Origin of the sequence: Enterobacter cloacae complex sp. GF14B (assembly GCF_004136805.1) — a bacterium.
Taxonomy (GTDB): Bacteria; Pseudomonadota; Gammaproteobacteria; order Enterobacterales; family Enterobacteriaceae; genus Enterobacter; species Enterobacter hormaechei_C.
In genome coordinates, this window is record NZ_QFRV01000052.1 from 1 (window position 1) to 13,957 (window position 13,957).

Sequence of the window (13,957 nt, forward strand, 5' to 3'; positions counted from 1 at the left end):
CGGCGCTGGCGACGATAAGCTCTGGCCTGAGCTGCGGGCGTCTGCTGGGACCGCCTCTTGCCGCGCTGATGCTCGGCGTCAGCCCGGTCGCACCGCTCTGGCTGATGGCGCTGGCGCCGTTGATCGCGCTGCTGCTGGTGCTGCGCGAAGCCGCCGATCCCCCGCTGCCGCCGGTGGCGCACCAGTCGACGCGGTTACAGGCCTCCATGCTGCCTTTCCTGGTGCTGGCGCTGCTGCTGGCAGCGCTGGTCAGCCTGATGCAGCTTGGCTTATCGCCGCATCTTCATCCGTTATTCAATGGCGATGCCGTGCAAATCAGCCATCATGTCGCGCTATTGCTGAGTCTGGCCGCCCTGGCGACCCTGGCGGCGCAGTTTCTGGTGGTACGCCCGCAGCATTTTACCCCGAGAGTTTTACTCTTAATTGCCGCAGTGCTGATGGTGGCGGGTCTTGGGCTGATGTCTCTCGCCAGTTTAGCCCTGTTCTACGTGGGCATTGTCATCACTTCGCTGGGGGCCGCCATGGCAACGCCGGGATACCAGCTTTTGCTCAACGATCGGCTGACGACGGGCAAAGGCGCAGGGGTGATCGCCACCAGCCATACGCTGGGCTACGGGGCCAGCGCGCTGCTGGTACCCGTGGTGACGCGCTTTTACGGTGAGCAGTTTTTGATTACTGCCGCATGGGGAATGGCACTGCTGTTTCTCGCGGTGAGCGTGTGGGTACGATCGACCGATCGTACCCCTTAAACATTAGTGGAACGGATGAGAGGATGTGCTGGCTGCGTCCTCACTTTGCCGCAGACGCTGGAGTGGATCCTGCTGATAAAACTGGCAAAAACGCTGCCACAGCGCCGGGAAGCGCGGGGCAAAAAGCTCAGGTGCGCTAAAGAAATACTCGGACAGCACCGCAAAGCACTCGGCGGGATCGGTCGCGGCGTAGGCATCAATGCTGGCCGCGCTTTCACCCACCAGGTCGATCTCATCCTGAATGTTTTCCATCGCCGCGTGCAGGTCGTGCTCCCATCCCGCGACTTCACGCAGCGGGATCAGCGGCACGCCGCTGGCGCGATCGCCGTTACGGGTATCCAGCTTATGGGCCACTTCGTGAATGATCAGGTTGAAGCCCGAGGCATCGAACGAGTCTTGAATATCCAGCCAGTTGAGGATGATTGGCCCTTGCTGCCAGCTCTGCCCGGACTGCACCATACGCTGGTTGTGCACCAGCCCGATGTCATCCTCCCACTCATCATCGACGATGAACGGCGCCGGGTAGATCAGCACTTCGTGGAAGCCATCCAGCCATTCGATACCCAGCTCCAGCACCGGCAAGCAGAAGAGCAGGGCGATGCGCGAATTTTTAAGCGGATCCAGTTCGAAGCCCTGTAGCGGTACCAGCCGTTTTTGCTGTAAAAAACGCTCGGCCAGCTGAATCAGCTTTGATTGCTCTTCAGGCAAGAGATTCGCCAGCACGGGGATCGCCAGAGCCTCATCCCAGGGGAGCGCCATATTTCGACCAGCGTCGTTCGTTTTCCAGGGCCACTTAATCATCGCTTTGCTCGTTACTCGCACGTGAACAAAATGGAAAGGTCAGGGGCTGTTAGCATGCCAACATACTCTGTTAAGCAGTATGACACTCCTCATCGGCTGCATGCAGAGTGGCGGCCTGTTTAAGAGGAATCCAGCCCGCATAAACTATCACTATGTGCCGTCAGGTTGATAGCGCTTTAGGGGTATCCCCTTCATTTTGTGAAGTATGTCGTGCGCGGCTATGATAAATCTCTTCTTACCCTACCGTGCTTAAGGATCCCGTCAGTATGCCCGTCAATTTTGACCTCAACGATCTCTATGCCTTCCGCGCTTTACTGGAATACGGCAATTTCCGTCTTGCGGCAGAATCTATCTGCCTTTCCCAGTCGGCGTTGAGTCGCAGAATTGAAAAGCTGGAGGCGGCACTGGGGACAAAACTGTTCGACAGAACCACCCGGCGCGTCACGCTGACCCTGTATGGACAGACCTTTGCCGACCGGTGCGGGCAACTGCTTGCTGACGTGGAGTCCATGCTTTCGGATATCGATAAGGCCAGCGAAGAGCGCACGGGGCTAATCACCGTGGCGACGGTGCCGTCAGCCGCCTGTTACTTTATGCCGGATGTGATCCGCCGCTTTCAGTCCCGTTACCCCCGCGTGCGCATAAAACTGATCGACAGCAGCGCCGGAAATGTTATCGAGGCCGTCACCCGCGGACAGGCGGATTTTGGTATCTGCTTTGCCCGGAGTTTGCAGCCCGACATCGAGTTTGTCCCGCTGGTGGAGGATGTCTACGTGGCCGCCTGCCGACGCGACAGCCCGCTTGCAAAAAGAAAAAGCCTGACGTGGCAGGCTTTTTATCAGCAGGATTATATCGGTCTGGATAAGACCTCCGGCAACCGCAATCTTCTCGACCAGCGGGTCGGGCATATTCGGCCTGAGCGCCCCAGCATCTGCGAAACGCGGCACGTGACGACCATGCTGGGGATGGTTGAAGCCGGGATCGGCATTGCGGCCGTTCCCGCCATGTCAATGCCCCGCGCAGAGCATTCGCTGCTGACGTCGGTACCTTTAACCGAGCCTGAAGTCAGGCGAACCGTGGGGCTGATCCGCCGCCGCGGTCGGATCCAGTCCTATATTGCTGCCGAACTCGAAACACTGATTACCGAGCAGTATCGCGAGGTGCACTGACGGGCGTTAAGCCCGTTGCCGTAATGACGCTGGCGGCCTGTGGCGAGGCGAGAAAAGTCAGCAGCGCTTTTCCCTGTTCAGGATGGTCGGCCTTCTGCGTTACGGCTCCGGCGAAACGAGTAATGTACTGCATGTCGTCAGGCAACTTACCGACAAACGTCACCCCCGGGACCGGCAGAAGCTCGCTCACCTGCTGAAAGCCGAGGTCGTATTTCCCTTTTGCCACTTCAGACGCCACCGGGATACGCTCAACCCGGTGCGCTTTATCGTGGACCTGGCCGTCTATGCCCAGCTTACGGAACAGCTGGCTCTCAACATACCGGCCGCTGGCGCTGTCGGAATAAGCCATGGAATGCGCCTTCAGCAGCGTTTGCCGCAGGGCAGGCACCGTACTGATATCCGGCACCGGCGCGCCCGCTTTGACGACCATCCCGACGGGCGAATCCGCCAGCTCCACGCGGGAGCCCGCCGCCGTCCTGCGATCCTGTTCCAGTTTCGCCAGCGCATCGCCCACCATAATCACCACGTCCGCTTTTTCGCCCCGGGCGAGCCGGGCCGGAATGGCCTGCGGCGTTTTGCCCATCGACGGGCCGGAGATCACAATGAGCCTGTCGCCGCTTTGCGCTTCGTACTGCGGCGTCAGCTTCTCCAGCGCCGCTTTGAAGCCGCCAGAAATCATCACCGTCACATCCTGCGCAAGCGCGCCCGCGCTGAGGGTGGCGAAGGTCAGGGCGGCAATCACCGTTCTGAATGTAAGCATGAGGGATCACTCCTTAACGGCAGTTTGCAGGATTAACGTGCGACGACGATAGAGATAGAGCGTTGCCAGCAGGGCGCAAACGGCGGCAAAGCTCATCCAGTAGCCCGGGGAGGCTTTGTCGCCGGTGTACTCAATTAAGGCGGTCGAAATCACCGGCGTGAAACCGCCAAAGACCGCCGTTGCCAGGCTGTAAGCCAGCGAGAAGCCCGCCACGCGCACCTCTGCTGGCATGATCTCAGTCAGGGCCGGGATCATCGCGCCGTTATACAGACCGTAGAGGAAAGAGAGCCACAGCAGCACGGTCAGCATCATTGAGAAGCTCGGGGCTGCCGCCAGCATCGTCAGCGCCGGATAGCTGGTTGCCAGCGCCAGCAGCGTCATGGCGATCAGCACCGGTTTACGCCCGAAGCGATCCGACAGCGCGCCGCCCACCGGCAGCCAGATGAAGTTGGACACCGCCACCAGCAGCGTGACCAGAAGACTGTCCGACGCGCTGAGCATCAGGACTTTTTTACCGAAGGTCGGCGCGTAAACGGTGATCAGGTAAAACGCGGTGGTGGTCATCGCCACCATCAGCATGCCCGCGACGACGACCGGCCAGTTGGCGAGCAGCGTTGTGAAGACCTGACGCATCGCCAGATGGTGGCGACGGGCGCTGAATTCCTCGGTCTCTTCGAGCTTGCGGCGCAGGAAAAAGATGAACGGCACAATCAGACAGCCAAACAGGAACGGAATACGCCACCCCCATTCGCGAATGGCAATCTCTTCCAGCACCACATTCAGCGCGAAACCCATCGCCGCCGCGATCATAATGGCGACCTGCTGGCTACCTGACTGCCAGCTGGTATAGAAACCCTTGCGGCCCGGCGTGGCGATCTCCGCCAGATAAACCGAAACCCCGCCCAGCTCGGCACCTGCCGAAAAACCCTGCAACAGGCGGCCGGTCAGCACCAGCAGCGGTGCCCACAGGCCAATGCTCTGATAAGAAGGGATCAGCACAATCAGAAAGGTTCCGGCGGCCATAATCGACAGGGTGACGATCAGCCCTTTACGGCGACCCACTTTATCAATGTAAGCCCCCAGCACAATGGCCCCGATCGGACGCATCAGGAAGCCCGCGCCAAAGACGGCGAAGGTCATCATCAGTGACGCAAATTCACTGCTTGCCGGGAAAAAAGTATGGGCGATGTAGGTGGCATAAAAGCCGAACAGAAAGAAGTCGAATTGCTCAAGAAAGTTGCCCGACGTGACGCGAAAAATCGCGCCCGCTTTCGCACGAACCGTTGCAGGTGAGGTTGAGGAAACCATGATTATCTCCAGTTTTATAGCGACGTTATGCTCGTCTGTTTCTGAAAACTGGATCAGGAAGTGGAAATTAATAAGCGCAAATAGCGCATAAACCGATGCGTGTGGTGCATTAATGACAATGCGTTGACCAGTATTTACATATTCAACAATAACTTAACATTTCGATGATCTTTTATTTACCACGTTTCGCTAAGTCGCTGATATATCAGTTTTGTGACACCGCGCAGATGAGAAGCCAGGCGGGGCCTGGCTTGGGATTATCAGCGCAGCGCGTTCGCAATCGCGCTAAACATCAGCGACGCTTCCAGCGGCTGGGCGCTGAATGACGGCTCTGCCTGCGGCCAGGTGGACCACTGGACGATAACCAGATTTTCTTTCTGATTAACCATGATCATCTGCCCAAAAATACCCAGCGCCCACAGGGAATCCTTCAGCGAATTTTCGACTTTCGGCTCCACATTTGTGGCGGTGGCTGGCACTTCATTGTTCCACCACTGGTAGCCGTACAACCCCTTCGGATGCGCCTCGGACACCGATCCTTTGGCCTGTGTCCAGGCTGAGGACTGTTTCACCCAGCCCTCGGGGAGGATCTGCTTTCCGTCCGGCAGGGTACCGTTATGCAGGATAAACTCCCCGAAACGCCCCCAGTCTTCCAGCGTGGCGTTGAACCCATGCGCACCCACGTCGTGCTGGCCTTTGCTGTAGGCATGCCACACGCCGTCGCTCGCCATACCGTACGGCTGCCAGATGCTTTTCTCCAGATACGCCGCGAGCGTCATGCCGGTGGCGCGCTCAAGCACATCGCCTAACAGCCAGGCACCACCCGAGGAATAGGACCAGTTTTCGCCCGCCGGGTGTTCACGGTGTAACCCCTTCACCAGGGTGCGCACACAGTCGTAGGTGCCCGGTTTCGCTTCGCATTCGGTAAGCCGGGCGAAGTCAGATTGCGCGTTGGTGTAATCTTCAGTCCACGCCACGCCCGAGGTGTGGGTGATGAGCTGTTTCAGCGTTACGCCCTCCCAGGCGGTGCCTTTTAAATCCGGTTCGTATTGGGTGACAAGGTCGTCCAGGGAGTGGATTTTCCCTTCTTTAATCGCAACACCCACCAGCGCGGAGACCACGGATTTGCCCACGGAACGCGACGTCCAGAGCGTAGAGTCGGTATTGCCTTCTCCCAGATATTTATAGGCCACTTTGCCATTTTTCAGCACCAGCATGCCGCTGACGTTCTGGCGTTTCAGGTAATCCTGAAGATTGTAAATCTTACCCTTCACCTGATAGCGGGCATCGGTGAGCGGTTTTTCTGCGGGCAGCAGTGGCGTAGCGTTGCCGTGGCGGAACACATCGCCCGCGTAGTTGCGGTAGTCATTGCGAAAGCCCACCACGCGATCGGCCTGGCTCCAGGTGAGCATGGTATGTGAGTCCGGGAGTCTGGCATCGAAAGGCGCCGGACAGGTCGTGAGGTCGGTACCGTTGCAGGCCGCCATGACGGCGGGCGAGAGCAGGCTGCTGATAACCAGCGCCGCGAGCAGTGTGCGGTTTGTTTTGATTTTCATATTTATCTCGTTTGGCTCAGGAAGGACTTCAGTTTAAGAACCTGAGGCCTATAATAAAAAACGCGTTATGGGGGAAAATCCCCCGGAAAAATCGCGTGGAGAATGACGTGGCATCACTGATCTATTCCTTTGCCCAGCTTGAGGCGTTCACCGCCGTCGCTGAGCACGGCAGCCTGATGAAGGCGGCCAGTAAACTCGGCAAAGATCGTACAACCCTGCGGGATCTGATCGATTTCCTTGAGGATGGGCTGGGCTACGCTCTGTTCCTGCGGGAGGGGCGTAGCCTGCGCCTGACGCCGGAGGGGGAGCAGCTTCAGCGGCAGGCGCACCTGCTGATGCGGCAGGTCAAAGCGTTTGAGGCGTTTGCCCGTACGGTGCCGGACAGCGCGACGCAGGACATTGCCCTCGTTTACGATCCGTTCACCCCCAGAGCCTTTTTGCAGGCGCTGATCGCTACGCTGGCGACGAAAAAGATCCGCCTGAGCCTGACCAGCGCATCGCGCGATGAGGCGGAAGCCATGCTGGCGAACGGTCAGGCCGATCTGGGGATCTGCCAGGCGCGCAACCGCAGCGTGGGCAATGAGATGGAGTGGCGGGCGCTGGGGGCGATCGAAATGGATTTTTACGCCGCAACGGCGCTTTTTGCGGAGGTTGCGTCGCCGGTGTCGCTGCTCGATCTCTCTCTGGTTCCACAGGTGGTTATGCATGCCGCGTCAGACGAGCCGGTTGCCCGTCGCCTGCAAATTTCAGGGCACACGCTTTTCACTAACGAACTGGAGATGCTGCGCGGCCTGCTGGAGCAGGGCTGCGGCTGGGGATTTTTGCCGACCCATCTTCACGCAACGCAGTGGAAAAACGTAAAAAGGCTGCCCACCGAAGTGGGCAGCCAGGGGATAAGCCAGACGATGGTCACCATCTGGAAGCCGGGCAGTGACAAGCGCGGGTTGATCAACGATACGCTCTCGCAACTTCCGGCGTTATGGAAACGCTCAGCGCTGTGAGCACCCTTTGCACTGTTTATTCTGGATCTGATGGAAGAAGTCGTTGCCTTTGTCATCCACCAGGATAAACGCCGGGAAGTTCTCCACTTCAATTTTCCAGATCGCTTCCATACCCAATTCCGGATAGGCCACGCACTCCAGACTCTTGATGCTGTTTTGCGCCAGTACCGCCGCAGGGCCGCCGATGCTGCCGAGGTAGAAGCCGCCGTGCTTATGACAGGCGTCGGTGACCTGCTGGCTGCGGTTACCTTTGGCCAGCATGATCATGCTCGCACCGTTGGATTGCAGTAAGTCTACGTAGGAGTCCATACGCCCGGCGGTGGTTGGGCCTAAGGAGCCAGACGCGTAACCTTCTGGCGTTTTCGCCGGGCCTGCATAGTAAATCGGGTGATCTTTAACGTACTGCGGCAGTTCTTCCCCGTTGTCGAGCAGCTCTTTCAGCTTCGCATGGGCGATGTCACGCGCCACGATGATGGTGCCGCTCAGCGACAGGCGGGTGGATACCGGGTGCGCGGAAAGCTGCGCCAGAATGTCGGGCATCGGCTTGTTCAGATCAATGCTTACCACGTCGCCTTCTCCCTGCTGGCGCAGGGATTCAGGAATATACTGGCCCGGATTGTGCTCCAGCTTCTCAATCCAGATCCCCTCGCGGTTAATCTTCGCCTTGATGTTGCGGTCAGCGGAGCAGGAGACGCCCATGCCGATCGGGCAGGAGGCGCCGTGGCGCGGCAGACGGATCACGCGAATATCGTGCGCGAAGTATTTCCCGCCAAACTGCGCGCCCAGGCCGAGGTTTTGCGCTTCCTGAAGCAGTTCCTGCTCGAGCTGGACGTCGCGGAACGCCTGGCCGTGCGCGTTGCCTTCGGTTGGCAGGCCATCGTAGTAGCGCGCAGAGGCGAGCTTGACGGTTTTCAGCGTGGCTTCCGCAGAGGTGCCGCCGATAACGAAGGCGATATGGTAAGGCGGGCAGGCCGCGGTGCCCAGGGTCCGCATCTTCTCAACCAGATATTTTTTCAGCTTCGCCGGGGTGATCAGCGCTTTGGTTTCCTGATACAGATAAGTTTTGTTGGCGGAACCGCCGCCTTTCGCCATGCACAGGAATTTATACTCGTCACCATCAACGCTGTAGAGGTCGATCTGCGCGGGCAGGTTGGTGCCGGTATTCACCTCTTTATACATATCCAGCGCCGCGTTCTGTGAGTAGCGCAGGTTGTCTTCAATATAGGTGTTATACACGCCCTGACTCAGCGCCGCTTCGTCGCCGCCGCCGGTCCAGACGCGCTGGCCTTTCTTACCCATAATGATTGCCGTACCGGTATCCTGACAGGTGGGCAGCACGCCTTTCGCCGCAATTTCGGAGTTGCGCAGGAATTGCAGGGCAACGTACTTATCGTTCTGGCTGGCTTCCGGATCGTTAAGAATGGCGGCAACCTGCTTCTGATGAGACGGACGCAGCATAAACGCGGCGTCGTGGAAAGCCTGCTGCGCCAGCAGGGTCAGGGCTTCCGGCTCCACTTTCAGCACTTCCTGACCGTCGAACTCGGCAACGGAGACATGCTCTTTGGTCAGCAGATAGTATTCGGTGTCGTCATGCGCGAGAGGGAAGGGGTTCTGGTAAATAAAGGGTTTGTTTGACATAGCTTGCTCCACAAAAATAAAACCGCCGGAGGATATGTCCGGCGGTCAGGAATCAGAACATCATGGACATCCACGGGTAACCAATCAGCAGCAGGGCCGCCAGGAAGATGGCACCGAAGATGGTGCCGAGGCGCCAGTAGTCTTTGGTTGGCAGGTAACCGCTACCGTAGTAAATCGGGCTTGGACCCGTACCGTAGGGGGTGATGATCCCCATCACGCCCAGTGAGGTCACCATCAGCAGGACGAACACTTCCATATTCATGCCCGGAATGGTGGAGGCGATAGTCAGCATCGCAGGCAGCAGCGCCGTGGTGTGCGCGGTGGTGCTGGCAAACAGATAGTGCAGCAGGTAGAACGCCAGCAGCAGCACAATGGTGGCGACACCCGGAGAAATACCGCTCATCAGCAGGCCGCCTTCTTTACCCAGCCAGCTGATAAAACCGGTGGAGGAGAGGCCATCCGCCAGCGCCACCAGGGTGGCGAACCAGACGAAGGTGTTCCAGGCGGCTTTGTTGCCGGTGATGTCGTTCCACTCCAGCACGCCGGTCCACAGCATCAGGCCGACGATGAGCAGGGCAGCCATCGCGGGCTCAATCCATGCGGCGGCGAAGATCCACATCAGCAGCGCACAGCACACGAACACCAGCAGCAGGATCTCATTGCGCGACAGTTTGCCCAGTTTTTCCAGTTCACGGGTCGCCCATAACGGTACTTCGTTGTTTACCTTCACTTCCGGCGGGTAGAACCAGTAAGCCAGCAGCGGCATGGTCAGGATCAGCAGAATACCCAGCGGCAGGAAGGCGAGGAACCAGGTCCCCCATGAGATATCAATTCCGACCGTGCTTTTTACCAGCGCCAGCGCCAGCAGGTTAGGCGCCAGAGCGGAAAGGAACATCGAGCTGGTGATACAGGCCGCGGTAATTGCCACCCACATCAGATACGAACCGATTTTGCGCGCGCTTGGATCGTTGGGTTTTGAACCGTACAGCGGCGGCAGGTTGGCGATGATCGGGTAGATGGTCCCACCGCTGCGCGCGGTATTGGACGGGGTAAACGGGGCCAGCAGCAGGTCTGCGAAGGTAATGGCGTAACCGAGCGTCAGGCTGCGACGGCCCAGATATTTCACCAGTATCAGCGCCAGGCGGCGGCCGAAGCGGGTTTTGTCGTAGCCCGCAGCAAACATAAAGGCACCGAAGATCAGCCACACGGTGGAGTTACCAAACCCGCTGACCGCCCATTTAAAGGAGGCGCCCGCCAGCTTGAATTTTGGGTCAGCCAGCTGTTCCGGGCTAAAGAGCACCCACTGGCTGCACAGCGCAATCGCCACCACGCCGGTAAGACCGATCACGGCGCCCGGCAGCGGTTCGAAAATTAACCCGACGATGACGCCAACAAAGATGGCGAAGTAGTGCCACGCATAAGGCGGCAGCCCGTCCGGAACGGGAACAAACAACAGCAGGACGGCAACAATGACGGGCAAAGCCATCATCAGCAGTCGTTTTGCTGTTCCATTTGATGCCAGATTCGCCGCAGGAGGCGTTACAGCAGTTTTTGTTTTCATAGTTTCACGTCTTAAGTTGTCAAAAATTCGTCGTACAGCGAAAACACAAATTCGATTGCTTTATTCGTTTTGCTTTTTTTAGTTATTTAAGGTGCGTTTTTGTGTTTTCAGTAATAGCGATTTAACGCATTTTTGTTTGCGCCAAATAAAAAATGATGATGTTTTTATATTGCTCTTTTGAATGCCATAACTATTGATCACGATCAAAAAAACGGAACTGAATGGCTATTTTTATATTTTTTATAATAACCACTCTGAGTAGTGTGGCTATTCGCTGATTTTACGCATTTTATGTATCAAAACTATAACATTTAAATTTTGGTGCTTTTGCTTGTTGTTGTTTTATTTGGTTTTTTGATAGTTGTGGTGTATTGGTTTGACCTTTTGTGATTTAACTTTTTTTAAATTATTGTGAACGAGTGAAACATTCGCGCTAACACCAATGTGTTATTAATGTTATCGAAGGGATTAAATAGTTTATTAACTAACGTAATGGCTTTATAAACTAAAAAAAGCTTTATATTACTATCATGACATCGGCAAAAAACACGAAATAAAAAAATCATCCCGATAACGAATTCTTAATTTTTAAAGTTTGGAGTTTCTATTATGAGCACTAACGAACGTATTTTAAGCCCCTTCACATTACCGAATGGTACTGAACTGAAAAACCGTTTGTTAATGGCCCCGATGACAACCTGTACCGGTTATTACGATGGCACCGTGACCAGCGAGCTGGTGGAGTACTACCGCGCCCGCGCGGGCAGCATCGGCACCATCATCGTTGAGTGCTGTTTTGTTGACGATCTCGGCCTGGCGTTCCCGGGCGCAATTGGCATTGATAACGACGAGAAAATCGCCGGGCTGGCAAAAATCGCTGACGCCATCAAGTCAAAAGGCTCCAAAGCCCTGCTGCAAATCTACCACGGCGGCCGTATGGTCGACCCAAAACTGATCGGCGGTCGCACGCCGGTTGGCCCAAGCGCCGTTGCCGCGCCGCGTGACGGTGCCGCCACGCCGGTTGCCCTGACCGCGGAAGAGGTGGAAGGCATGATCGGCAAGTTTGGCGAAGCCGTGCGCCGCGCAATTCAGGCCGGGTTCGACGGCGTCGAAATCCACGGGGCGAATACCTATCTGATCCAGCAGTTCTTCTCCCCGAACTCCAACCAGCGCGACGACGAGTGGGGCGGCAGCCGCGAAAACCGCGCGAAATTCCCGCTGGCGGTGCTGGACATTACCCACAAGATGGTGCGCCAGTACGCGGACGACGCGTTTATCATTGGCTACCGTTTCTCTCCGGAAGAGCTGGAAGTCCCGGGCATTCGCTTCGAAGATACCCTGTATCTGCTGGAAAAACTGGCCGCGCGCGGGGTGGATTATCTCCACTTTTCCCTTGGCGCCGCCCTGCGTCCTTCTATCGTCGATACTCAGGACCCGACGCCACTTATCGAAAAATACTGCGCCATGCGCTCAGACACGCTGGCTCAGGTACCGGTGATGGGCGTTGGCGGCGTGGTGAATGCCACGGATGTGAATGAAGCGCTGGATCACGGTTACGACCTGATTGCCGTTGGTCGTGCCACCATCGCCTATCCGGACTGGACCGATCGCATCGCGGCGGGCGAAAGCCTGGAGCTGTTTATGGACAGTACCCGACGCGAAGAACTGAGCATCCCGGAACCGCTGTGGCGTTTCTCGCTGGTGGAAGCGATGATCCGCGACATGAGCATGGGCGAATCTAAATTCAAACCGGGCACCTTTATTGAAAAAGTGCAGGACGATGCTAACGAACTGGTGATTAACGTCAGCCTCGAAACCGATCGTATTGCCGATATCGAACTGGCCTCCGGCCCGAGTGAAGACGTCGAGTTTGTCACCAGCTTCGAAGAGATCCGTACCCGTATTCTGGATGCCAACACTCCGCACGTGGATGCTATCACCGGCGCGACCAGCCAAAGCGAGGCGGTGAAAAAAGCGGTCTCGAAGGCGATGCTGAAATCCAGCAAAGCGCTGGCGGCAGAAGAGGGCGCTGACCCGAATGAGACTAAAAGCGTGGACGTGGTGGTGGTCGGCAGCGGCGGCGCCGGTCTGGCGGCGGCGATTCAGGCTCACGACGAAGGCGCGAGCGTGCTGATCGTTGAGAAAATGCCGACTATTGGCGGGAACACCATTAAAGCCTCTGCCGGGATGAACGCGGCGGAGACCCGCTTCCAGCGCGTGAAGGGCATTCAGGACAGCAAAGAGCTGTTCTACCAGGAAAGCCTGAAAGGCGGTGGCAATAAGAACAACCCTGAACTGTTGCGTCGCTTTGTCGAGAACGCGCCGCAGGCCATCGAATGGCTGGCAACGCGCGGCATTATGCTGAACGACATCACCACCACCGGCGGGATGAGCATTGACCGTACGCACCGTCCGAAAGACGGTTCCGCAGTTGGCGGGTATCTGATCAGCGGCCTGGTGCGTAACGTCAACAAGCGCAACATCGAGGTTATGCTGGATACCTCCGTGAGCGACATCATCTTCGAAAACGGCGAAGTGACCGGCGTGCGTCTGACCACCGAAGAGAACGAAACCCTCACCGTGGCAACCAAAAGCGTGATTGTCGCAACGGGTGGCTTCAGCGCCAACAGCCAGATGGTGGTGAAATACCGTCCGGATCTGGCAGGGTTCGTTACCACTAACCACAAAGGGGCGACCGGGGGCGGTATCGCGCTGCTGGAGCGTATCGGTGCGGGCACAGTGGATATGGGCGAAATTCAGATCCACCCAACCGTTGAGCAGAAAACGTCGTATCTGATTTCCGAATCCATCCGCGGCGGCGGGGCGATTCTGGTAAACCAGCAGGGCAACCGATTCTTTAACGAAATGGAGACCCGCGATAAAGTCTCGGCGTCAATCATCGCGCTGCCGGAGAAATACGCTTACATCGTCTTTGACGAGCATGTTCGCGTCAAAAATAAAGCCGCGGATGAGTACATCGCGAAAGGGTTTGTTACCAGCGCCAGTTCGCCAAAAGCCCTGGCGGAAGCGCTGGGGATGGATCACCACCAGTTCCTGGCAACGCTGGAACGCTACAACGGCTTTGTGGAGAAACAGCACGATGACGACTTTGGACGTACCACCGCGCTGCGTGCGCCAATCAACGAAGGGCCGTTCTACGCCATTCAGATTGCACCAGGGGTTCACCACACCATGGGCGGCGTGACCATCAATACCGATACCTGCGTGCTGGACAGCAACCACAACGTATTGCCGGGAGCGTTTGCTGCGGGTGAGGTTGTCGGGGGCATCCACGGCGGTAACCGCATCGGCGGTAATGCGGTGGCAGATATCATTATTTTTGGTACGCTTGCAGGACATCAGGCGGCTATGCGTTCGAAAACACGGTAAGGCTCCTGTTTCCCCGGCGGCGCG

The 13,957-nt window shown here is 57.2% G+C and carries 10 protein-coding genes; 4 read left to right on the forward strand and 6 right to left on the reverse strand.

Annotated elements, in window-relative coordinates; genetic code table 11:
* Positions 1–749: MFS transporter (locus DD606_RS16540; RefSeq protein ID WP_139158320.1), on the forward strand; the 749-nt coding region annotated here is incomplete at its 5' end.
* A gap of 3 nt (positions 750–752) precedes the next feature.
* Here DD606_RS16540 and mtfA read toward each other — a convergent pair.
* On the reverse strand, positions 753–1,550 hold the full coding sequence (gene mtfA, locus DD606_RS16545) for a DgsA anti-repressor MtfA (protein WP_003859539.1): 798 nt from the start codon (positions 1,548–1,550) through the stop codon (positions 753–755).
* Positions 1,551–1,816: 266 nt separating this feature from the next.
* Here mtfA and DD606_RS16550 point away from each other — a divergent pair, with 266 nt between their 5' ends.
* Positions 1,817–2,719, forward strand: a complete 903-nt coding sequence (locus tag DD606_RS16550; RefSeq protein WP_003859540.1) for a LysR family transcriptional regulator — start codon at positions 1,817–1,819, stop codon at positions 2,717–2,719.
* Here DD606_RS16550 and DD606_RS16555 read toward each other — a convergent pair.
* The 3 genes from DD606_RS16555 to DD606_RS16565 form a co-directional block, all read right to left on the reverse strand.
* Positions 2,691–3,479: a substrate-binding domain-containing protein gene (locus DD606_RS16555; RefSeq protein WP_023324918.1), complete on the reverse strand. Its 789-nt coding sequence runs from the start codon at positions 3,477–3,479 to the stop codon at positions 2,691–2,693. The genes DD606_RS16550 and DD606_RS16555 overlap by 29 nt on opposite strands.
* 6 nt (positions 3,480–3,485) lie before the next feature.
* Positions 3,486–4,787 (reverse strand): MFS transporter, encoded by a 1,302-nt coding sequence (locus DD606_RS16560; RefSeq protein WP_045346625.1) that lies wholly within the window; start codon positions 4,785–4,787, stop codon positions 3,486–3,488.
* A gap of 260 nt (positions 4,788–5,047) precedes the next feature.
* Positions 5,048–6,343 (reverse strand): serine hydrolase, encoded by a 1,296-nt coding sequence (locus DD606_RS16565; protein WP_129258893.1) that lies wholly within the window; start codon positions 6,341–6,343, stop codon positions 5,048–5,050.
* A 95-nt stretch (positions 6,344–6,438) separates the two neighbouring features.
* Between DD606_RS16565 and DD606_RS16570 the strand changes: the two genes are divergently transcribed.
* Positions 6,439–7,344, forward strand: a complete 906-nt coding sequence (locus DD606_RS16570; protein ID WP_032609605.1) for a LysR family transcriptional regulator — start codon at positions 6,439–6,441, stop codon at positions 7,342–7,344.
* Here DD606_RS16570 and fumA read toward each other — a convergent pair.
* The gene (gene fumA / locus DD606_RS16575) at positions 7,333–8,982 is read right to left on the reverse strand and encodes a class I fumarate hydratase FumA (RefSeq protein ID WP_129258895.1); all 1,650 of its coding nucleotides are present in this window, start codon (positions 8,980–8,982) and stop codon (positions 7,333–7,335) included. The two genes, DD606_RS16570 and fumA, sit on opposite strands and share 12 nt — an antisense overlap.
* A 52-nt stretch (positions 8,983–9,034) precedes the next feature.
* Complete coding sequence (locus DD606_RS16580; RefSeq protein WP_003859551.1) at positions 9,035–10,543, reverse strand: anion permease; 1,509 nt, start codon at positions 10,541–10,543, stop codon at positions 9,035–9,037.
* A 609-nt stretch (positions 10,544–11,152) separates the two neighbouring features.
* Here DD606_RS16580 and DD606_RS16585 point away from each other — a divergent pair.
* Positions 11,153–13,933, forward strand: a complete 2,781-nt coding sequence (locus DD606_RS16585; RefSeq protein ID WP_023324913.1) for a flavocytochrome c — start codon at positions 11,153–11,155, stop codon at positions 13,931–13,933.
* Positions 13,934–13,957 lie beyond the last annotated feature (24 nt).

Bases quoted from the DNA above. Each gene is read 5' to 3' on its own strand.
- DD606_RS16585 (WP_023324913.1), top strand. From the start codon at position 11,153: ATGAGCACTAACGAACGTATTTTAAGCCCCTTCACATTACCGAATGGT.
- DD606_RS16550 (WP_003859540.1), top strand. From the start codon at position 1,817: ATGCCCGTCAATTTTGACCTCAACGATCTCTATGCCTTCCGCGCTTTA.
- DD606_RS16560 (WP_045346625.1), bottom strand. From the start codon at position 4,787: ATGGTTTCCTCAACCTCACCTGCAACGGTTCGTGCGAAAGCGGGCGCG.
- DD606_RS16555 (WP_023324918.1), bottom strand. From the start codon at position 3,479: ATGCTTACATTCAGAACGGTGATTGCCGCCCTGACCTTCGCCACCCTC.
- mtfA (WP_003859539.1), bottom strand. From the start codon at position 1,550: ATGATTAAGTGGCCCTGGAAAACGAACGACGCTGGTCGAAATATGGCG.
- fumA (WP_129258895.1), bottom strand. From the start codon at position 8,982: ATGTCAAACAAACCCTTTATTTACCAGAACCCCTTCCCTCTCGCGCAT.
- DD606_RS16580 (WP_003859551.1), bottom strand. From the start codon at position 10,543: ATGAAAACAAAAACTGCTGTAACGCCTCCTGCGGCGAATCTGGCATCA.
- DD606_RS16565 (WP_129258893.1), bottom strand. From the start codon at position 6,343: ATGAAAATCAAAACAAACCGCACACTGCTCGCGGCGCTGGTTATCAGC.